Annotated in this window: 18 protein-coding genes; 12 read left to right on the plus strand and 6 right to left on the minus strand. The window is 72.0% G+C overall.

Annotation, left to right across the window (positions count from 1 at the left end; genetic code table 11):
- Positions 1-60: 60 nt before the first annotated feature.
- The 4 genes from ACFRFC_RS26405 to ACFRFC_RS26420 all read left to right on the plus strand — a co-directional run bounded on the left by ACFRFC_RS26405 (position 61) and on the right by ACFRFC_RS26420 (position 4,792).
- Entirely contained in the window at positions 61-1,239 is a 1,179-nt protein-coding gene (locus tag ACFRFC_RS26405; protein WP_382692075.1) for an ArsA family ATPase, read from the plus strand.
- Positions 1,240-2,225: 986 nt separating this feature from the next.
- Positions 2,226-2,726 (plus strand): DUF5304 domain-containing protein, encoded by a 501-nt coding sequence (locus tag ACFRFC_RS26410; RefSeq protein WP_382692076.1) that lies wholly within the window; start codon positions 2,226-2,228, stop codon positions 2,724-2,726.
- 68 nt (positions 2,727-2,794) lie between these two features.
- Positions 2,795-3,748, plus strand: a complete 954-nt coding sequence (locus tag ACFRFC_RS26415) for an ROK family glucokinase (RefSeq protein WP_382692077.1) — start codon at positions 2,795-2,797, stop codon at positions 3,746-3,748.
- 306 nt (positions 3,749-4,054) lie between these two features.
- Positions 4,055-4,792, plus strand: a complete 738-nt coding sequence (locus ACFRFC_RS26420) for an endonuclease/exonuclease/phosphatase family protein (protein WP_382692078.1) — start codon at positions 4,055-4,057, stop codon at positions 4,790-4,792.
- Positions 4,793-4,800: 8 nt separating this feature from the next.
- On the opposite strand, the gene ACFRFC_RS26425 is transcribed toward ACFRFC_RS26420, so the two are convergent.
- Both ACFRFC_RS26425 and ACFRFC_RS26430 read right to left on the minus strand, forming a co-directional pair.
- Positions 4,801-5,445, minus strand: coding sequence for a hypothetical protein (locus tag ACFRFC_RS26425; RefSeq protein WP_382692079.1), 645 nt, complete (start codon positions 5,443-5,445; stop codon positions 4,801-4,803).
- Positions 5,438-6,265 (minus strand): alpha/beta hydrolase, encoded by an 828-nt coding sequence (locus ACFRFC_RS26430; protein ID WP_382692080.1) that lies wholly within the window; start codon positions 6,263-6,265, stop codon positions 5,438-5,440. The genes ACFRFC_RS26425 and ACFRFC_RS26430 overlap by 8 nt, the downstream gene beginning before the upstream one ends.
- A gap of 201 nt (positions 6,266-6,466) precedes the next feature.
- On the opposite strand from ACFRFC_RS26430, the gene ACFRFC_RS26435 reads away from it, so the two are divergent.
- The 5 genes from ACFRFC_RS26435 to ACFRFC_RS26455 all read left to right on the plus strand — a co-directional run bounded on the left by ACFRFC_RS26435 (position 6,467) and on the right by ACFRFC_RS26455 (position 11,937).
- Complete coding sequence (locus tag ACFRFC_RS26435; protein WP_382692081.1) at positions 6,467-7,384, plus strand: lysophospholipid acyltransferase family protein; 918 nt, start codon at positions 6,467-6,469, stop codon at positions 7,382-7,384.
- A 95-nt stretch (positions 7,385-7,479) separates the two neighbouring features.
- The gene (gene macS, locus ACFRFC_RS26440; RefSeq protein ID WP_382692082.1) at positions 7,480-8,868 is read left to right on the plus strand and encodes a MacS family sensor histidine kinase; all 1,389 of its coding nucleotides are present in this window, start codon (positions 7,480-7,482) and stop codon (positions 8,866-8,868) included.
- Between the two features lie 78 nt (positions 8,869-8,946).
- On the plus strand, positions 8,947-9,639 hold the full coding sequence (locus ACFRFC_RS26445) for a response regulator (RefSeq protein ID WP_382692083.1): 693 nt from the start codon (positions 8,947-8,949) through the stop codon (positions 9,637-9,639).
- Positions 9,640-9,825: 186 nt separating this feature from the next.
- Complete coding sequence (locus tag ACFRFC_RS26450; protein ID WP_382692124.1) at positions 9,826-10,854, plus strand: 6-phosphofructokinase; 1,029 nt, start codon at positions 9,826-9,828, stop codon at positions 10,852-10,854.
- 87 nt (positions 10,855-10,941) lie between these two features.
- A complete protein-coding gene (locus ACFRFC_RS26455; RefSeq protein ID WP_382692084.1) occupies positions 10,942-11,937 on the plus strand; it encodes a 2-hydroxyacid dehydrogenase in 996 nt (331 codons plus the stop codon).
- Here the strand turns inward: ACFRFC_RS26455 and ACFRFC_RS26460 are convergent.
- Positions 11,889-13,769 carry an anthranilate synthase family protein gene (locus tag ACFRFC_RS26460; protein WP_382692085.1) on the minus strand — a complete coding sequence of 627 codons (1,881 nt, stop codon included), beginning with the start codon at positions 13,767-13,769 and terminating at the stop codon, positions 11,889-11,891. The two genes, ACFRFC_RS26455 and ACFRFC_RS26460, sit on opposite strands and share 49 nt — an antisense overlap.
- 351 nt (positions 13,770-14,120) lie before the next feature.
- On the opposite strand from ACFRFC_RS26460, the gene ACFRFC_RS26465 reads away from it, so the two are divergent.
- Positions 14,121-15,476 carry a class II 3-deoxy-7-phosphoheptulonate synthase gene (locus ACFRFC_RS26465; RefSeq protein ID WP_382692086.1) on the plus strand — a complete coding sequence of 452 codons (1,356 nt, stop codon included), beginning with the start codon at positions 14,121-14,123 and terminating at the stop codon, positions 15,474-15,476.
- 272 nt (positions 15,477-15,748) lie between these two features.
- Positions 15,749-15,997 carry a bacterioferritin-associated ferredoxin gene (locus tag ACFRFC_RS26470; protein ID WP_382692087.1) on the plus strand — a complete coding sequence of 83 codons (249 nt, stop codon included), beginning with the start codon at positions 15,749-15,751 and terminating at the stop codon, positions 15,995-15,997.
- Positions 15,998-16,038: 41 nt separating this feature from the next.
- Here ACFRFC_RS26470 and bfr read toward each other — a convergent pair whose 3' ends face one another.
- Positions 16,039-16,521: a bacterioferritin gene (gene bfr, locus ACFRFC_RS26475; RefSeq protein WP_382692088.1), complete on the minus strand. Its 483-nt coding sequence runs from the start codon at positions 16,519-16,521 to the stop codon at positions 16,039-16,041.
- Positions 16,522-16,697: 176 nt separating this feature from the next.
- On the opposite strand from bfr, the gene ACFRFC_RS26480 reads away from it, so the two are divergent.
- A complete protein-coding gene (locus tag ACFRFC_RS26480; RefSeq protein ID WP_382692089.1) occupies positions 16,698-17,330 on the plus strand; it encodes a sulfite oxidase-like oxidoreductase in 633 nt (210 codons plus the stop codon).
- A 23-nt stretch (positions 17,331-17,353) separates the two neighbouring features.
- On the opposite strand, the gene ACFRFC_RS26485 is transcribed toward ACFRFC_RS26480, so the two are convergent.
- Both ACFRFC_RS26485 and pknB read right to left on the minus strand, forming a co-directional pair.
- Positions 17,354-18,298, minus strand: a complete 945-nt coding sequence (locus tag ACFRFC_RS26485) for a deoxyribonuclease IV (protein WP_382692090.1) — start codon at positions 18,296-18,298, stop codon at positions 17,354-17,356.
- 603 nt (positions 18,299-18,901) lie between these two features.
- Entirely contained in the window at positions 18,902-20,824 is a 1,923-nt protein-coding gene (gene pknB, locus ACFRFC_RS26490) for a Stk1 family PASTA domain-containing Ser/Thr kinase (protein ID WP_382692091.1), read from the minus strand.
- Positions 20,825-20,919: the final 95 nt, after the last annotated feature.

The raw sequence follows: 20,919 nt of genomic DNA on the forward strand, positions 1-20,919 counted from the left end.
CGCGCGACCAGCCACCCCCCACCCACCCTCACCCTCTGTCCCCCCAACCGAGTGGAACGCATGCGCACGATCCTGTTCACCGGCCCCGGCGGCAGCGGACGCACCACTGTGGCCGCCGCCACCGCACTCGCCGCCGCCCGTGGCGGAGCCCGCACGCTGCTCCTCGGCACCGACCGCTCGGACACCCTCGGCGCGGTTCTCGGCACCCCCACCGGGCCCGAACCGGTCCGGCTCGCACCCGGACTCACCGCCTGGCGGCCCGACGCCACGGCCCGCTTCCGGGACGATCTCGCCGCCTTCCAGGAACGTGCCACCACCGTCCTCGACCTGCTGGGCGCGGGCCGCCTGGACCCCGAGGAACTGACCCCGCTGCCCGGCGCCGAGGAACTCGCCGTGCTGCGCGCCCTGCGCGACGCGGCGCTCGCCGAGGACGCGCATGACCTGGTCGTCGTCGATCTGCCGCCCACCGAATCCGCCCTCGCCCTGCTCGCCCTCCCCGCGGAGCTGCGCCGCTATCTGCGCCGGCTGCTGCCGCCCGAACGGCAGGCGGCACGCGCCCTGCGCCCCGTCCTGGGCCGGCTGGCCGGCGTCCCGCTGCCCGCCGAGTGGCTCTATGACACCGCCGCCCGCTGGGACCGGGAGCTGGCCGCCGCCGAAGCCGTCGTCACCGACCCCGGCACCACCGTACGGATCGTCGCCGAACCCTCCCCGGCCGGCGCCGACGCCGTCCGCACCGCCGCCCTCGGCCTCGCCCTGCGCGCCCTCGCTCCCGAGGCCCTGATCGCCAACCGGATCCTGCCGCAGGACAGCGAGGATCCCTGGCTCGCGGGCCCGGTCGCCCAGCAGCGCAAGATCCTGGAGGAGTGGCGGGAGACGTACGGGAGCGTCCTGCACGCCGTGCCGCACCTCGGCGGCGATCCGCGCGGCGCCGACGATCTCGCCGCCCTTCCGGTGCCCGGCCGCACCCCCCGCCCCGCCCCCGTCGAGTGGCCCGTGACCGATCACCTCGCCGACGACGGGGTGCTCGTCTGGCACATTCCGCTGCCCGGCACCACCCGCCACGACCTCGACCTGATACGGCGCGGCGACGAACTCGTCCTCGGCGCCGGACGGTTCCGGCGGATCGTTTCCCTACCTTCCGCGCTACGCCGCTGCACGGTCGCCGGCGCGAGCCTGCGCGAGGGCGAGCTGCGTATCCGGTTCGCCCCGGACCCGGGTCTGTGGCCGGGGGCGGGGTAAGGATTGCGGGCTGCCGGCTCGGCGAGGAGTGTGGGCCGGGGGGAGTCTTCGGCCCGGCTGCCCGGCTGCCCGGCTGCCTGGTTTGCCCGGTGGGTCTCGGGCTTGCGGTGTGGCTCTGCCGGAGATGGTGGGCGTGGGGACGCCGTAGGGGTGTCTGTTCGTCGCCGGGTGCGGGTGGGTGGGGGCTGGTCGCGCAGTTCCCCGCGCCCCTTTACCGGCACGGCAGCCACTCCGCGTCATCAGCCACCGCCACCGCGACCCCCGGCTCGGCGAGGTCTTCGACCTGCGGCCTGGTGAGGTGTCCGGTCTGGGGCTTGGCGATGGTTCGGCCTGTGGCCTGGTGGAGTCGTCGGCCCTGAGCCCGGTAAGGGTTCGGGCCTGTGGCCTGGTGGAGTCCTCGGCCCTGAGCCTGGTCAGGGTTCCGGCCCGTGGCCTGGTGATGTCCCCGGTCGGCGGCCTGGTGGTGTTTTCGGCCCACACGCTGGTGAGGATTCCGGTCCACGGCCGGGTGAGGTGCCTGGCCCGGTGTCTGGTGAGGGTTCGGACCTTCGGCCCGGTGGAGTCTTCGGCCCGCAGCCCGGTGAGGGTTCCGGTCCATGGCCGGGTGAGGTGCCCGGCCCGGTGTCTGGTGAGGGTTCGGACCTTCGGCCCGGTGGTGTCTTCGGCCCGCAGCCCGGTGAGGGTTCCGGCCACGGCCGGGCGGAGTTTCCGGCCCCAGCCCGGCGGAGCCTCCGGCCCCAGCCCGGCGGAGTCTCCGGCCCCAGCCCGGCGGAGTCTCCGGCCCCAGCCCGGCGGAGTCTCCGGCCCCAGCCCGGTGGGTGCCCCGGCCCCAGCCCGGTGTGCGCCCCGGCTCCAGCCCGGTGGGGGCCCGGCCCGCAGCCCGGCGAAGTCTCTCCGGTCCGCCGGAGACTCCGGCCCGCGGCCCCGTGAAGCACTCACGCCCGTTCGGGTAACGTCGTAAGGACGAAACGTAGTCAGGAGTCGCCATGAGCGAAGAGCGCCCACCGTCCGACGCCGCCTTCGAGCCGGCCGACGACAAGGTCGCGCCGGTCTCCGACGCCGACGCCTGGGCGACCGCGTGCGCCGAGGACCTCGCGGCGGAGAAGGCCCGCCGCCGCGCCCAGCACGGCAGCCCTCCCGGTTCGGCCGCCGAGGAGCTGCTCCGGCTCGTCGACACGGTCGCCGACAAGCTGTCCGGACTCGGGTCCCCGCTGCTCGGCCCGGTCGCCGGGACCGCCGCCCAGCAGGTGGTGCGCCAGGTCGTCCAGCAGGCCAAGTCCGTCGTGGAACCCGTCATCGAGCGCAACCCGGACGTATTCGACCATCTCGCCGGTGCCGGGCAGGAACTGCTGGCCGCCTACCGCTCCGCGGTCCAGGCGCAGGAACAGCGCTGGACCGCCCGCGCCGCCGATCTCGACGTACCGCGCGATCCGCGTGACGACGACGACCCGCCGAGCGGTCCCAACGAGCGCATCGACCTGGACTGAGGCCCGTTGGGGCCCAGCCGCCTCGGGTACGGTTGGCCGTAGCGGGGCTCGACCGAACTGAGGGATTCATGGGACTCACCATCGGCGTCGACATCGGCGGCACCAAGATCGCGGCCGGAGTGGTGGACGAGGAAGGCAACATCCTCTCGACCCACAAGGTGCCGACTCCGGGCACGCCCGACGGCATCGTGGACGCCATCGCCGCCGCCGTGGACGGCGCACGCGCGGGACATGACATCGTCGGCGTGGGCATCGGTGCCGCCGGCTATGTCAACCGCGAGCGCTCGACGGTGTACTTCGCCCCGAACATCGACTGGCGTGAGGAACCGCTGAAGCAGAAGGTCGAGACCCGCGTCGGCCTCCCGGTCGTGGTGGAGAACGACGCCAACGCCGCCGCCTGGGGCGAGTACCGGTTCGGCGCGGGCAAGGGCCACCGCAACGTCATCTGCATCACCCTGGGCACCGGCCTCGGCGGCGGCATCATCATCGGCAACAAGCTGCGCCGGGGGCACTTCGGCGTGGCCGCCGAGTTCGGCCACATCCGGATGGTCCCGGACGGCCTGCTGTGCGGCTGCGGCTCGCAGGGCTGCTGGGAGCAGTACGCCTCCGGCCGCGCCCTCGTGCGGTACGCGAAGCAGCGCGCGGGCGCCACCCCCGAGAGCGCCGAGCTCCTGCTCGGCCTCGGTGACGGCACCCCGGAGGGCATCGAGGGCAAGCACATCTCCATGGCCGCCCGCCAGGGCGACCCGGTGGCCGTCGACTCCTACCGTGAACTGGCCCGCTGGGCCGGCGCCGGCCTCGCCGACCTCGCCTCTCTCTTCGACCCGTCCGCCTTCATCGTCGGCGGCGGCCTCTCGGACGAGGGCGAACTGGTCCTCGACCCCATCCGTAAGTCGTACAAGCGCTGGCTGGTAGGCGCCCACTGGCGCCCCATGGCCGAGGTCATCGCCGCCCAACTGGGCAACGACGCGGGCCTGGTGGGCGCAGCGGACCTGGCAAGAGAGCCCGACCCGACGATGTAACGCCGCCGGGAAGAAGCGCCCCTCCCGGACGGCCAGAGACATCGCAGGCTGCCTGCAACGCCCTGAAGGGGCGCGGGGAACTGCGCGACCAGCCACGAACAAGGCCCGGTCGCCCACGAACCTCGCGCCCCACCCCCTCAAGGCGCCCAAGCAGAACCTGAGGTCGTGAACGCAGGTCACCCGCATCGCCCCAGGGGCGCGGGGAACTGCGCGCCCAGCCACCCACCACAGCAAGCCGCCCACGAACCCCGCCCCCCACCCCCTGCCGCGCCCCCACCGGCACCGTCCCCGCGTAGATTGACCCGCATGCCCACCCCCCTCCCCCCCACCACGACGGAGTCGATCCGCGTCCTGAGCTACAACATCCGCTCACTCCGCGACGACCGGACCGCCCTCGCCCGCGTCATCACCGCCTGCGCCCCCGACCTGGTCCTCATCCAGGAAGCCCCCCGCTTCTTCCGCTGGCACAAGAAACTGTCCCGCCTGGCCGACGCCACCGGCCTGGTCATCCTCTCCGGCGGCGCCCCCGCCGCGGGCCCGGCACTGCTGTGCTCCCTGCGCGCCACCGTCGACCGCACCGAGGACGTCCTCCTCCCCCTCACCCCCGGCCTGCACCGCCGCGGCCTCTCGACGGCAGTCGTCCGGTTCGGGACCTCCGCCCCCCTCGGCGTCCTGAGCTGTCACCTCAGCCTGGACAAGGAGGAGCGCTACGCGCAGAGCGGCATGGTCCTCGACCGCCTCGCCGCCCTGGGCGTGGAACACGCCATCGCGGGCGGCGACCTCAACGACCGCCCCACCGGCCCCGCCTTCCGCCGCCTCGCCGAAACCCTCCAGGACTGCCGGACGGTCGCCCCCTGGGGCGGCGAGAACACCTGGGTCCGCACGGAACCGCACAGCCGTATCGACGCGATCTTCGCCACCCAGGGCATCGAGGTGCTCGCCTGCGGCGTCCCGCTCGGACTCCCCGGGGTCATGGACACAGACCTGAGGGCGGCCACGGACCACCTTCCGGTCCTGGCCGCCCTCAAAATCCCGCAGACGTAGGGCCCGGGTCAGACCACCGCACCCCGCCCCGGATCGTCCCCGTCCTCGTCGTCCGTCCGCATCCGCGCCACCAGCGTCGCGAAGCCGCCGAGGAAGCCGCCGATACCCAGCGTCCCCAGCCACCACGTCATGTCCCAGCTCAGCAGCACCGCCAGCAGAAGCAGCAGCGGCCCGCCCACCACCGCGAGCCAGGCGAACTTCGCGGTGACATCGGCGGTGGGCAGCGGCGGCGGCTCCGGCGGTACGAAGTGCCCCTCCCCGTCATCGGAGTCATCGTCGTCGCCGTCGTCGAAGCCGTCCTCGGACGGCTCGGCCACGCTGTAGTCGCGCGGCCCGCCGCCGACGCCCGGCGCGAAGGACACGGAGCTGCCCAGCGGCCGGGGGCCCTCCTCACGGGGCTCCGCGTCGCTCCGCGCGGCCTTGTCACCGCCGTCGCCGTTCTTCTCGCTCTCCAGGAGCGCCAGATCCTCCACCGACTTGAAGGGCTTGGCGCCCGGCGGGTCCGGCGGCTCGCTCCCGTACCCGGCGACGATCGCCGCCCACGCGGCCTCCTCGTCGAAGGGCACATTCTGCTCATCCGGCTCGGGCCGCTCCCGGTCGCCCCGCTCGTCGCGGTCCTCACGGTCCTCGCGGTCGGAGTCGTGCTCAGCCACCTGCGCCCGTCCCTTCCTTCCCGAGGCCCTTCGCGGAGCCGCGCCCGGCGCCCCCGCCCAGTGCCTCACCGACACTCGGCGCGTACCGGCCGACAAAGGCGAGGCTCTCCTCGAAGATCCGGTCCGCGTCATGGTCCAACGTCGCGACGTGGTAGCTCTGTTCCAGCAGCACCTCGCGCACCTCCGTCGAGGAGACCCGGCCCAGGATGCGGGCCGAGTCCTGCGGCGGCACCACATGGTCGCGCGGGCTGTGCAGCAGCAGCAACGGCTGGGTGACCTGCGGCAGCTCACCGTCGACCAGCTGGAAGAACCGGCGCAGCGAGTGCGCCGCGTGCAGCGGCACCCGCGCGTACCCGATCTCCACGGTGTCCGGCCTGGCGATGTCGCTGGCGATCCCCTTCGTCGTCCGCACCAGATGCCGGGCCACGGGAAGGGCGTACGCGCTCAGCCCGTGCACCTTGTTCGCCGGGTTGACCACGACCACGCCGGTCACCGCGTCGCCGTGCTTGGCGGCCAGCCGCAGGGCGAGGGCGCCGCCCATGGACAGACCGAACACGAACACCTGCGCGCACCGATCGGTCAGGACCCGCAGCGCGCGGTCCACCTCCGCGTACCAGTCCTGCCAGGCGGTGAGCTGGAGGTCCTCCCAGCGGGTGCCGTGGCCGGGGAGCAGGGGCAGTGAGACCGTCAGGTCACGGGCGGCCAGATACTCCGCCCAGGGGCGCAGTGACTGGGGGGAACCGGTGAATCCGTGGCAGAGCAGGACGCCGACCTCACCGCCGTCATGGCGGTACGGCTCGGCTCCGGGGAGGACCGGCACCTCGGTCTCCTGTTCGTCAGAAGGGGGGCGTCTCGAAGCGGTAAGCGGCGAGAAGCGGCGAGAAGCAGCGGGAACGACTCGGGTGTGATTCACCGTACGCGACCGCACTGACACCGACCAGGGTCGTCGGGCCCTTTGGCGGGCCTCCGGGTTAAGGTCTGACTGACATACACAGGAGGCACTCGGTTGTTGTACGGCGCGATGAAGGTTTCCGTCGGGGGTCCGCTGAAGCTCGTCTTCCGGCCCTGGGTGGAGGGCCTGGAGAACGTCCCCGCCGAGGGCCCCGCGATCCTCGCGAGCAATCACCTGTCCTTCTCCGACTCGTTCTTCCTGCCCGCGGTGCTGGACCGCAAGGTCACCTTCATCGCGAAGGCCGAGTACTTCACCACCCCGGGCGTCAAGGGCCGGCTGACCGCCGCGTTCTTCAAGGGCGTGGGCCAGCTCCCCGTCGACCGCTCCGGGGCGCGCGGCGCGGGCGAGGCCGCGATCAAGAGCGGCATAGAGGTGCTGGAGCGCGGTGAGCTGTTCGGCATCTACCCGGAGGGCACCCGCTCGCCCGACGGCCGCCTCTACCGCGGCAAGCCCGGCGGCCTCGCGCGCGTGGCGCTCGCCACCGGCGCCCCCGTGCTCCCGGTCGCGATGATCGACACGGAGAAGATCCAGCCGCCCGGCAAGGTCGTCCCGAAGCTGATGCGGCCCGGCATCCGCATCGGCAAGCCGCTGGACTTCAGCCGCTACCAAGGCATGGAGCACGACCGCTTCGTACTCCGCGCGGTGACCGACGAGGTCATGTACGAGATCATGAAACTCTCCGGCCAGGAGTACGTCGACATCTACGCGACCGCCGCCAAACGGCAGATCGCGGACGCCGCCAAGGCCGAGAAGGAAGCGGCGAAGGAAGCCGCCAGGGAGGCGGCCAAGGCCGAGAAGGCCGAGAAGGCCGAGAAGGCCGAGAAAGCGGAGAAGGCCGAGCAAGCCGACAGCGCCGGGAAGAAACCCGAGCCGCCCGAGAAGTCCGAGTCGGCCGAGAAGCCCGAGCCGCCCGAGCAGGCCCCGCCGATACAGCCGCAGGCAGCCAAGGACGCGGCACCCGAGCCCGGCGGCGAACCCGCCCCCTAGGCACACCACCGGTCCCGCACACGGCGCTTGGGGACCGGACACGGACCGGACACGACACACAGCGCCCGTACGGAACACGGCCCGGGGTGGGGGAGATGGCCAAGCGCGAGCGAGTCATGCGGATGTCGGTCGAACAGCCGCTGTGGCGTGCCCTGGCGGCCTACCGCGTGCTCACCCTGTTCTACGCCATCGGCCTGTTCGCCAGCTCCTACGGCGAGTTCGCCCGCCCCTGGGTCGCCGTCGGCTACTTCGCGGTGCTCGCCGTGTGGACCTTCGCCACCCTGCCCCGGGTCGCGGGCGCGGCCAGCTGCACCAAACGTTTCCTCGCCGCCGATCTGACGGTCGCGATCACCGGCATCCTGCTCACCCGGGTCGCGGACTCCGCGGCGCGGGTCGACAGCGGCGGGCCCACCCTGCCCTCGATATGGACCGCCGGGGTCGCGCTGGCCTTCGCCATCAAGGGCGGCTGGCGCTGGGCCGCCGCCGCCTCCACGCCCATCGCCGTCGCCAACCTGATCCACCGAGGCGCCCCCGCCCGCGACACCGTCCACAACGTGATGCTGGTCTGGGTCGCCTCCATCGCCATCGGGTACGTCGTCGAGGTCGCCCGCGCCTCCGAGCGCACCCTCGCCCGCGCCCTGGAGATCGAGGCCGCCACCCGGGAGCGGGAGCGGCTCGCCCGGGACATCCACGACGGCGTGCTCCAGGTGCTGGCCATGGTGCAGCGGCGCGGCACGGTCCTGGGCGGCGAGGCGGCCGAGCTGGGCCGGCTCGCGGGCGAGCAGGAGGTGGCGCTGCGCACCCTGGTCTCCGGCGGCCTGGTGCCCGTCTCCCGGGTCTCCGAGGACACCGCCGAGGGCGCGCTCGTACGGGCCGTGGAGGAGCCGGACGACGACGGCGGCCCCGTTGATCTGCGGGCGCTGCTCGCCCCGTACGTGAGCGCCCGGGTGAGTCTGGCGGAGCCAGGCGCCCCGGTGCCGCTGGTGCCCGCCGCCGCGCGGGAGCTGGCGGCGGCCGTCGGGGCGGCCCTGGACAATGTGCGCAGGCACGCCGGGTCCGGGGCCCGCGCCTGGATCCTGGTCGAGGACGAACCCGACGCGGTCATCGTGACCGTACGGGACGACGGGCCCGGCATTCCCGAGGGACGGCTCGCGCAGGCCGAGGGCGAGGGGCGGCTCGGGGTGGCCCAGTCGATCCGCGGCCGGCTGCGCGACCTGGGCGGCTCGGCGGAGCTGATCTCCACGCCGGGACAGGGCACGGAGGTCGAGCTGAAGGTACCCAAGGACCCCAAGGACCCCACGGACCCCAAGGCCCCGAAGGACACCAAGGACCCGAAGGCCGCGAAGGACACCAAAGCAGCGAAGGACCCGAAGGCCGCGAAGGACACCAAAGCAGCGAAGGACCCGAAGGCCGCGAAGGACACCAAAGCAGCGAAGGCCGCGAAGGCCGCGAAGGACACGCAGCGGGCACGGGGAACGCGATGACGGCACAGGAGACGCGATGACGGCACGGGGGGAAACCATGACGGCACGGGGGCAGCGATGACGGCACGGGGGGCAGCGATGAGCGGCGACGGCGAGCGGCCGGGGCCGATCCGGGTGATGGTGGTCGACGATCACCCCATGTGGCGCGACGCCGTCGCGCGCGACCTCACCGAGGCCGGGTTCGAGGTGGTCGCCACCGCGGGCGACGGCGAGCAGGCCGTGCGCCGCGCCAGGGCCGCCGCCCCGGACGTCCTGGTCCTGGACCTCAATCTGCCGGCCAAGCCGGGTGTCCAAGTGTGCAAAGAACTGGTCGGACACCAGCCCGCCCTGCGGGTGCTGGTGCTCTCCGCGAGCGGTGAGCACGCCGATGTCCTGGAGGCCGTGAAGTCCGGCGCCACCGGCTATCTGCTGAAGTCGGCGTCCACCGAGGAACTGCTGGACGCGGTGCGCCGTACGGCTGTCGGCGACCCGGTGTTCACCCCCGGCCTCGCCGGACTGGTGCTCGGCGAGTACCGCCGCCTCGCCTCCGAACCGGCCCCCGGTCCCGGCACCGGCCCCGGTGAGCCGGGCGCCCCCCGGCTCACCGACCGCGAGACCGAGGTACTGCGGCTGGTAGCCAAGGGCCTGAGCTACAAGCAGATCGCCGAACGCCTGGTCATCTCCCACCGCACGGTCCAGAACCACGTACAGAACACCCTCGGCAAACTCCAGCTGCACAACCGCGTGGAGCTGGTCCGGTACGCCATAGAGCGCGGACTCGACGAGGAGTAGGCCGCCCGCCGCGACCCCAACCGCCCCCGCCCGCCCCGGAAGTCTCCCTCCGAGCCCTGCCGAAGTGACCTGCATCACCCTTACCGTGCTTGCAGGACACGTAGCACCGCACAGAGCACCGCACATATCGGCAGATCGGTACGGCACACGGCAACCGCGGCGAAGGGACATTCCATGCCCGATTCCATGCGCGTCGGCGTACTGACCGGGGGCGGCGACTGCCCGGGGCTCAACGCCGTCATCCGGGGCATCGTCCGCAAGGGCGTGCAGGAGTACGGCTATGACTTCACCGGCTTCCGGGACGGCTGGCGAGGCCCCCTGGAGGGCGACGCCGTCCGGCTCGACATCCCGGCGGTACGGGGCATCCTGCCCCGCGGCGGCACCATCCTGGGCTCCTCGCGCACCAACCCCCTCAAGCAGCGGGACGGCGTCCGCCGGATCAAGGAGAACCTCGACCGGATGGAGGTGGACGCCCTCATCGTGATCGGCGGCGAGGACACCCTCGGCGTCGCGGCGGAACTGACCGGCACGCACGGCGTGCCCTGCGTCGGCGTCCCCAAGACCATCGACAACGACCTGTCCGCCACCGACTACACCTTCGGCTTCGACACGGCCGTGAACATCGCCACCGAGGCGATCGACCGGCTGCACACCACCGCCGAGTCCCATATGCGGGTCCTGGTGGTGGAGGTGATGGGCCGTCACGCCGGCTGGATCGCCCTGCACTCCGGACTCGCGGGCGGCGCCAATGTCATCCTCATCCCCGAACAGCGCTTCGATCTCGACGAGGTGTGCGCCTGGGTGACGTCCCGGTTCCGGGCGTCGTACGCCCCCATAGTGGTCGTCGCCGAGGGCGCGAGCCCCAAGGACGGTGACATGGTCCTCAAGGACGGGTCGCTGGACTCCTTCGGGCATGTCCGGCTGTCCGGGGTCGGCGAATGGCTCGCCAAGCAGATCGAGAAGCGCACCGGCAAGGAGGCCCGTACCACCGTCCTCGGGCATGTCCAGCGCGGCGGCACGCCCAGTGCCTTCGACCGCTGGCTCGCCACCCGCTTCGGACTGCACGCCATCGACTGCGTCCGCGACGGCGCCTTCGGCTCGATGGTCGCGCTGCGCGGCACGGACATCGTGCGCGTGCCGATCGCCGACGCCACCGCCCGGCTGAAGACCGTCGACCCGGCGCTGTACCGGGAGGTCGGCGTGTTCTTCGGCTGACCGCCGGGGGCGGGACGGGCACCCAAGGACGCCTGGAAGGGCCGTGCGGCCCCTGCGCCGCTCGGCCCTGCGTCCTATATTCGGTCCATGGAGCTTCTCGCCTTCGGGGTCCAGGCCGACGAGCGGCCGCTGATCGAGCGGGCGTTCCGCGGCCACCACGACGTCCGCTGCCTGGACGTCTTCCTCAACGAGGACACCGCGCCCATCGCCCACGGCTACGAGATCATCTCCACCTCCGTCAACGCCGACCTCGGCCCGCCCGTCCTTCGGACCCTCGCGGCCGGCGGCACCCGGCTGATCGCCCAGCGCTCGACCGGCTTCAACAACATCGACCTCGACGTGGCCGAGCGGCTCGGCCTGACCATCGCCCGGGTGTCGTCGTACTCGCCGCACTCCGTGGCCGAGTTCGCCTGGACCCTCGCCATGGCCGTGAACCGGCGGATCGTGCGCGCCGCGACCCGTACCCGCGACTTCGACTTCCGGCTCGACGGCCTGATGGGCCGTGACCTGCACGGCCGCACCGCCGGCGTGCTCGGCACCGGCAAGATCGGCGAGTGCTTCGCGCGGATCGCCCACGGCTTCGGCATGCGTCTGCTCGGCTGGGACATCGCCGAGAACCCGGCCTGTGCGGACCTCGGCATGAAGTACGTCCCCAAGGAGCGGCTCCTCGCCGAGTCCGACCTGGTCACCCTGCATGTGCCGCTGATGGAGGGGACCCGCCATCTGATCGACGCCGACGCCCTCGCCACCATGAAGGACGACGCGATCCTGGTGAACTCCAGCCGCGGCGGCCTGATCGACAGCGCCGCCCTGGTCACCCAGCTCCGCGCGGGCCGCTTCACCGGCGTCGGCCTCGACGTCTACGAGGCCGAGGCGGGCCTGTTCTTCCTCGACAAGTCCCTGGAACCGGTCGAGGACGACACCCTGGCCCGCCTGGTCACCTTCCCGAACGTCCTGGTCACCTCCCACCAGGCGTATTACACGACGGACGCCGTCGGCCAGATCGTCGACACCACGCTCACCAACGTCCTGGACTACCGGGCCGGCCGACGCTCGGAGAACGTCCTGGTGCCCCGCAGCTGACCGATCAGCCCGGCGACCACGGCCGCCCCCTCCAGACTCAGCACCGACTCCGGATGGAACTGCACCCCCGCGAAGCCCGGCCCGCGCACGGCGTGCACCTCCCCGTTCGCCGCCCGGCTCACCTCGATGCCGTGCGCCGCCAGCTCCTCGGCCACCTCGTCGTCGCACCGCGCCACGAAGCTGTTGTAGAAGCCCACGGTCCGCGTCCGCCCGAACAGCTCGATCGCCGCCTGCGCCCCCTGGTACGGAACCTCCTTCCGTACGATGTCCAGCCCCAGCTCGGCCGCGATCAGCTCGTGCCCGAGACAGACGCCCAGCACCCCGCCCCGATGGGTGCGCACGGCCTCGGCGGTCAGGTCGCGCAGGAAGGCCATCTTGGGGTCGGTGAGATCGCGCGGGTCGCCGGGGCCGGGACCGAGCACCAGCGGGCCGTCATGCGTGAGCGCCGCCGCCCTGAGCCCCGGCTCGTCGTACCGGCGGACGGTGACCGTCAGCCCCGAGGAGCGCAGGACGTGCGCGAGCATCGCGGTGAAGGTGTCCTCGCCGTCGATCACCAGGGCGTGTCCGCTCAGCGTGTCGCCGCGCTCCTGCATCCGCAGCCAGAAGGGTGCCAGCGAGGCCCGGCGTCCGTCGAGCGCCGCCCGCACCCGGGGGTCGTCGGCCAGCGCCGGGCGCGTGGCGTCCGTACCCGGCCGGGACGGTCGTACCCCCAGTGCCGCCAGGACGCCCGCCGCCTTCGCGTGGGTCTCGGCGACCTCGCCCGCCGGGTCCGAGCCGCGCACCAGGGTGGCGCCCACCGGGACCCGCAGCCGGCCGTCCGCGCCGATGTCGGCGGTACGGATCAGGATGGGGGAGTCCAGGGTCTGCGCGCCCCCGGAGTCCTTGCCGAGCAGGGCCAGTGCCCCCGCGTAGTAGCCGCGCCCGCCGCTCTCGTGCCGCTCGATGACCCGGCAGGCGTTCTGCACGGGTGAGCCGGTGACGGTCGCCGCGAACATCGTCTCCCGCAGCACCTCGCGCACATCCAGCGAGGACTTTCCACGCAACTCGTACTCGGTGTGCGCGAGATGGGCCATCTCCTTGAGCCGGGGCCCGACCACCACCCCGCCCATGTCGCCGACCGTGCACATCATCTTCAGTTCCTCGTCCACCACCATCGACAGCTCCTCGATCTCCTTGCCGTCGGCGAGGAAGGCGAGCAGGTGCTCGGGGGTGGGCCCCTCGGCGGGGTAGCGGTACGTCCCGCTGATCGGGTTCATGACGACCGTGCCGCCCGACATCCGCACATGCACCTCGGGACTGGCCCCGACCAGCGTCCGCTCCCCGGTGTGCACGACAAAGGTCCAGTACGCGCCCCGCTCGCCCTCCAGCAGCCGCCGGAACAGGGCGAGCGCGTCGGCCCGCCCGAACCCCGGGATCCGCCCCTCGTACGTCCGCCGGATCACGAAGTTCGCGCCCTCGCCGCCGCCGATCTCCTCGTCCAGCACCCGCCCGACGATCCCCGCGTACTCCTCGTCACCGACGTCGAAGCCACCGCCCTCGACCCGCACGTCATGCGCGGGGAGCTGGGCGAGGGCCCGCGCGAGGGGCAGGGTGCGCGTCTCCTCGGGGGTGAGGGCCAGCAGGGGGGTGCCGTCGTCGCGGACGTCGAAGCCGCGCTCCCGGATCTGCCGGAAGGGGACGAGGGCCAGGCCCTGCTCGGGGAGGTCGGCGAGCCGCTCGTACGCCGTCACCGGGCCGAGCAGCAGCTCCACGGTGTCGTGGTCGTGCCCCGGGGTGCGGCGGCGCAGCAGGGCGAAGGGTCGGGGGTCGGTGAGCAGGGCGGTGAGGTCCACGGTGGGCTCCATCTCTGCGGAATCCGGGAGATCTCTTCGGGATCTGAGATCGGTTCGGGATCTGAGATCGGGGAGATCGGGGAGATCGGGGAGGGAGGAGCGGCCGGGCCTCGGAAACACCGAAGGCCGCCCCTCGGGGCGGCCTTCGCGAGTCTGGGTACGCGCAGTCAGCGGGCCGCCGGATGAGCGGTCCACCACCAGGTCTGGTGCGAGGTCTGATGCGAGTGCGCGAACATGCCGGGCACCCTACCCCATGGCCGTCCGTATGGCCGTCCGTCCACCGTCCGTGTCCGGTGTCTCACTTCCTGGGCATGGACCGGACACAGGGAATGGACACCGTAGGGTTGTGTCGTGACCGTGAACGCTGATTCCCAAGCCGTCGCCGCTCAGGCGAGCTGGCGTGACCTGCCTGCGGCGCAGCAGCCCGAATACCCCGACGCCGAGGCTCTGCGCGCTGTCGTTGCGGACCTTGAGTCGTATCCGCCGCTCGTCTTCGCGGGCGAGTGCGACCAGCTGCGCGCCCGACTGGCGGCCGTCGCCAAGGGGGAGGCGTTCCTCCTTCAGGGCGGCGACTGCGCGGAGGCCTTCGACGCCGTCGGCGCCGAGCAGATCCGGGCCAAGCTGAAGACGCTGCTCCAGATGGGGGCGGTGCTGACGTACGCCGCCTCCGTGCCGGTGGTGAAGGTCGGCCGGATCGCGGGCCAGTACTCCAAGCCGCGCTCCAAGCCGGTCGAGACCCGCGACGGCGTGACGCTCCCGACGTACCGGGGCGACTCCGTCAACGGCTTCGCCTTCACCGAGGCGGCCCGGATCCCGGACCCGGAGCGCCTCAAGCGCATGTACCACGCGTCGGCGTCCACGCTGAACCTGGTGCGCGCGTTCACCACCGGCGGCTACGCCGATCTGCGCCAGGTGCACGCCTGGAACCAGGACTTCGTCCGCTCCTCGCCGTCCGGCCAGCGCTACGAGCAGCTCGCCCGCGAGATCGACAACGCGCTGAACTTCATGCACGCCTGCGGGGCCGACCCGGAGGAGTTCAAGACCGTCGAGTTCTACGCCTCGCACGAGGCGCTGCTGCTGGACTACGAGTCCGCGCTGACCCGCGTCGACTCGCGCACCGGGCACCTGTACGACGTCTCCGGGCACATGGTGTGGATCGGTGAGCGCACCCGGCAGCTGGACCACGCGCACATCGAGTTCGCGTCGAAGATCCGCAACCCGATCGGCATCAAGCTGGGCCCGACCACCACGGCCGAGGACGCGCTCCAGTACATCGAGCGGCTCGACCCCGACCGTGAGCCGGGCCGGCTGACCTTCATCGTCCGGATGGGCGCCGACAAGATCCGCGACAAGTTCCCCGAGCTGCTGGAGAAGGTCACGGCGTCCGGCGCCACGGTGGTGTGGGTGACCGACCCGATGCACGGCAACACCTTCGAGGCGGCCTCCGGCCACAAGACCCGCCGCTTCGACGACGTGCTCGACGAGGTCAAGGGCTTCTTCGAGGTCCACAAGGCACTGGGCACCCACCCGGGCGGCATCCATGTCGAGCTGACCGGCGACGATGTCACCGAGTGCGTGGGCGGCGGCGACGAGATCTTCGTCGACGATCTCCACCAGCGCTACGAGACGGCCTGCGACCCCCGGCTCAACCGCAGCCAGTCGCTGGACCTGGCGTTCCTGGTGGCGGAGATGTACCGGGACCAGTAGGGGTCCCGCCGGGCGACGGGACCGGTAGGGGTTCCGCCGGGCGACCGGACCGGTAGGGGTTCCGCCGGGCGACCGGACCGGTAGGGGTTCCGCCGGGCGACCGGCGATGACATGCGCTGCCATGCACTGACATGGGACGACGTGAGATGCCATGGGGCGCGGATCGATGTGATCCGCGCCCCATGGCACTTTTCGGGCGGCTGAACGACGGGTAAGGTTAGGTTTGCCTCACCGATCTTCGGGATGGCGTTTCTTGTCGATCCCGGCGGGAGGTGGACCGCGTGTACGTCTGCAGTTGCTTCGGCATCACCGAGCAGCAGGTGAAGCAGCATGCGGCGGACGGCGCCTGCACCCCTCGCCAGATCGCCTCGGCCAGCAAGGCGGGCACCGACTGCGGTTCGTGCGTACGGCGGATCCAGGCGCTGCTCGGCCGGGGCGCGTGCCCGCGCCGGGAGCTGGCCGACCAGGGGATGCCGATGCTGTCGAAGCCGGGCGTCCCCGGCCTCGAAGAGGCCGCGTAACGGTCGCGCCGGACCGACTCCGCCCGACGTGTCTTCGACTGCTAGCTCGTCTCGGGCTGCTCGATGATCTGCGAGATGTAAAGCGCCTCCCCGAGCTTCTCCACCAGTTCCAGCTGGGTGTCGAGATAGTCGATGTGGTGCTCCTCGTCCTTGAGGATGTCCTCGAAGATGTTCGCGGACGTGATGTCGCCCTTGGCGCGCATCACCTCGATCCCGCGCTTGAGCCGGTCGATCGCCTCGACCTCGACCTGCCGGTCCGCCTGGAACATCTCCGTCACGGTCTGGCCCACCCGCACATGGAACAGCCGCTGATAGTTGGGCAGCCCCTCCAGGAACAGAATCCGGTCGGTGAGCGTCTCGGCGTGCTTCATCTCGTCGAACGACTCGTGCCGGGTGTACTTCGCGAGCTTGTACCAGCCGAAGTTCTCCTGCATCTTCGCGTGCAGGAAGTACTGGTTGATCGCGGTCAGCTCACCGGTCAGCTGCTCGTTGAGGAATTCGATGACCTCGGGGTCGCCCTGCATCGCAGAGGCTCCTTCCGCGTAAGGGACTGGGGAGGTTGCGGCGGAATGATGTCACCGGTATCGAAGATCGTCCAGTAAGTGCGTACTTAGTAAGTAAGGGCATGCTTAGTGCGAGTTGCCCGATTCTGGACGGGCCTGGTCAGGTGCAGTGCTCCGGGTCTGTCAGGATGGAAGGCATGGGTCAGCCGGTGGAACGCGAATCAGCGGAAGCGAGGGACTGCGCGCTTCCACCGGGTCAGCGGATCCAGCGTGGCTGGCCGGTCACCCACTACGGGCCGGTGCCCAAGTTCCGTCCCGAGCGCTGGGAGTTCCGGGTCTTCGGCGCCACCGCCGACGGGGAGAAGCGCTGCTGGAACCACGCGGAGTTCACAGCCCTGCCGTACACCACCGTGGTGGCCGATCTGCACTGTGTGACGAAGTTCAGCATGCTCGGCGCGGAGTGGGGCGGCATCCTGACCCGGACCATCCTGGAGATCGCGCCGCCCGCGGCCGATGTCACCCATGTGATGGTATGGGCGGAGTACGGCTACAGCTCCAATCTGCGGCTGAGCGACTTCCACGCCGAGCGCACGATGTTCGCCACCCACAAGGACGGCGAGCTGCTCACCGCCGAGCACGGCTTCCCCCTGCGGCTCGTGGTGCCGCATCTGTACGCCTGGAAGGGGCCCAAGTGGGTCCGGGGCATCGAGTACATGACCGCCGACCGCCGCGGCTTCTGGGAGGAGCGCGGCTACCACAACATCGGCGATCCCTGGAAAGAGCAGCGGTACTCCTACCAGGAACAGCTCGGGGAAGGTCCCGAGCTGTAGGACCTTCTGGCGGGTGGCCCGGGCTACGCGCCGCGGAGCCGCTTCAGCCGGGCCACGTCCCCCGCGTGGCCCTCGGTGCCGCCGGGGGTCTCGATGATCAGCGGTACGCCCTCGGTGGCGGGGTGGGTCATCAGCGCGCGGAAGGGTTCCTCGCCGATATGGCCGGCGCCCACGTTCTCGTGGCGGTCCTTGTGTGCGCCCACCAGGTCCTTGGAGTCATTGGCGTGGATCAGTTTCAGCCGCCCCTCGCCGACCGTCCCCACCAGCAGATCCAGCGTCCGGTGCATCCCGCTCGGGCCGGTCAGATCATGCCCGGCGGCGAAGACATGACAGGTGTCGAGACAGACGCCGAGCTTGGGATGGGCGTCCAGGGCCTCGAAGTACGGGCCGAAGTCCCAGGTCAGCGAGCAGAGTGAGGAGCCCTGGCCGGCCGTGGACTCCAGCAGCAGAAACGGGTCGTCGTCCTGGGTCAGCTCTTCCAGCAGGGGCAGCAGATACTGCCGTACCTGCTTCAGCGCCACCGAACGTTCCCGGCCACCGGTCGCGCTGCCGGTGTGCACCACAACCCCGAGCGCGCCGATCTCCCGGCCCCGGCGCAGCGAGTGCCGCAGCGACTCGACGGACCGCTCGACGGTCGTGGGGGTGTGGGAGCCGAAGTTGATCAGATACGGCGCGTGGACGTACGCCGGGATCGACTCCGCCGCGCACGCCGCCCGGAACGCCTCGTCCTGCCGGGGATCACCGACGGGCGTGGCCCAGCCGCGCGGGTTGGCGACGAAGACCTGAACCGTCTCGGCCTCCAGCTCGCGGGCATAGGCCAGCCCGATCCGGTCGAGGCCACCGGCGACGGGGACGTGACTGCCGATGGGGTTGCGGGCGCGGCCGGGGGTGAGGGCGGGGGTGGGCGCGGGTGCGGATGCGGGCTTGTGGGGGGTCGCGCCGGGCTTCGGGGACTGCGTGCTGTTCACCGGGTCAGGGTTTCACGCGGACGTGGGCACCCCGGCGGCCGGTGGGGCCGCCCTGCGGTCGGTGGGTCGGCCCAGGGGTGGTCGGGGCGGCGGGGGAGTGGGATCAGCGGGATCAGGGGCAGTGGGTCAGAGTGCGGGCAGCGGGTCAGTGGAGCCGGCTGGATCGGTGGGATCAGCGGGTCCGCGGGGTCGGCGGGTCTGCCGAGGTCGGCGAGGTCGATGGGGTGGCTGGGGTCGGCAGGTCGGCAGAGGCAGGGCCGGTGGGGTGCCAGGGGTCGGCGGGTCCGCAGAGGCTGGCGGATCGGCGGGTCTTCCACGGGCGGCAGTGTCGATGGGGTGGCTGGGGTCGGCTGGTTCGCAGGGGCTGGCAGCGTTGGTGGGTCTGCCGATGTCGGCGGGGTCGTTGGGATGCCTGGGGTCGGCAGAGGCAGGCAGGGTTGGTGGGGTGCCAGGGATCGGCTGATCTGCCGATGTCGGCGGGGTTGGTGGGATGCCTGGGATCGGCGGGTCTGCCGAGATCGGCAGGTCGGCAGAGGCAGGCAGGGGCGGTGGGGTGCCTGGGATCGGCGGGCCTGCCGAGGCTGGCGGGGTGGTAGGGGCAGGTCAGCGGATCGTGAGGGTGATCGTCGTACCCTCGGGGGCGGTGTCGCCGGCGTCCACCGACTGGTCGCTGACCGAGTCGCCGAACAGGCCCAGCAGACCCCGGTCCTCCTCGACCTGGAAACCGGCGGCCTCCAAGGTCTGCCGGGCGTCGTCCACGCTGTCGCCGACCACGTCCGGGACCTCGATCATCCGGGGGCCCTTGGACAGGGTCAGGGTCACCTTGTCGCCCTCGGCGAGGCGGGTGCCCTCGGCCGGTGACTGCCGGGCCACCTGGCCCGCGTCGATCTCGGAGTTGATCCGGTCCATGGCGATCTGCACCGTCAGCCCGGCCTCCTGGAGCCGCTCCCGGGCCGCGTCGAGGTCCTCGCCGGTGACGTCCGGGACGTCGATGGGACTGCCCTTGCTGACGAGCAGGGCGATCGCCGAGCCCGCGCGCCGCTCGGTGCCGCCGCGCGGATCGCTGTCGATGACCGAGCCCTTGGCGATGTCCTCGTGGAACTCCTGGGTGACCATGCCCGGCTCCAGCCCCTCGTCCTTCAGCAGGGCCTGCGCGTCCGCCAGCACCATGCCCTGCACATCGGGCACGCGCACGTTCTCCGGGCCGTCGGACACGGTCAGCGTGACCGAGTCGTTGTGCCGGATGCGGCTGCCCGGCCCGGGGTCGGTGCTGATCACCCTGCCCCGCTCGACGGTGTCGTTGTAGGCGTGCCGGACCTCGCCCACGTCCAGCCCGGCGTCCGCCAGCCGGTCCCGGGACTCCGCCTCGGTCTGCCCCAGCACCGCCGGGACCTGCGTGAACTGGCCCGAGTTGATGTACCAGACGCCCGCGCCGACCCCGAAGACCAGCAGAAGGGCCGTGACCAGGGTCAGCGTCAGCTGCCGTCGGCGGAGGGCACGGCGGCGCGGCGGGCCGGGCGGCGCGGCGGCCAGCCGGCTGGTGCGGTGGAACTCCTCCGGCTCGTCCCCGTCGACCGGCAGCGGACGCACGGTCAGCGCGCGCGGGATGACACTCGTGCGGTCCTGGGCGTTGTCGTGCCGCTCGGCCCGCGCCTGCGGCGGCACCGCGTCCAGCTGGGCGTCGGTCAGCGCGGCCCGCGCCTCGCGGGCGCGGGCGAGCAGCGCCACCGCGTCGTGCGGCCGGACACCCGGATTGCGCGCGGTGGCGGCGGCGGTCAGCTCGTCCAGCTCGTACGCCAGCCCCGGCACGCGGGCCGACGGCGGCGGGACACTCTCGTGGAGCGCCTTGTAGAGCACCTGCGCCGGGGTCTGCCCGGCGTGCGGCTTGCCGTCGGTGAGCATCTCGAAGAACATCACCCCGCACGCGTACACATCCACGCGCGCGTCGGCCGTGCCGTGCTCGATCTGCTCGGGCGCGAGATACGACACCGTGCCGAGCACCGCGCCCGTGGTGCCGGTCGCCGCGTCCACGGACCGCACCAGCCCGAAGTCCGCGACCTTCACCCGGCCGTCGTCCCCGATCAGGACGTTCTCCGGCTTCATGTCGCGGTGCACGAAACCCGCGCGGTGGGCGGCGCCCAGCGCGGCCAGTACCGGCTCCAGGATGTCCAGCGCGGCGCGCGGCTGGAGCGCCCCGCGCTCGCGCAGCACGTCGCGCAGGGTGCACCCGGCGACGTACTCCATGGCGAGATAGACGTACGACCTGTCCGCGCCCTGGTCGAAGACCTGCACCACATTGGGGTGCGCGAGCCGGGCGACCGACTTGGCCTCACGGATGAACCGGTCGACGAACGAGGCGTCGGCGGCCAGGGTCGGGTGCATCACCTTCAGCGCGAGCACCCGGTCGAGGCGGGTGTCCACGGCCCGGTAGACCGTGGCCATCCCGCCGACCGCGATCCGCGCCTCGACGCGGTACCTGCCGTCGAGCAACTGCCCGATCAGAGGGTCCTGAAGGGTCGTGTCCACGCAGGTGAGTCTACGAGCCGGCACCGACAGCGCCGCCGCTTGCGCCGTTCGGGTGACGGCTTGCAGCAGAGCTGTGACCGTGACGGCGGCGGCGC

The organism is Streptomyces sp. NPDC056734 (assembly GCF_042790455.1).
Taxonomy (GTDB): domain Bacteria; phylum Actinomycetota; class Actinomycetes; order Streptomycetales; family Streptomycetaceae; genus Streptomyces.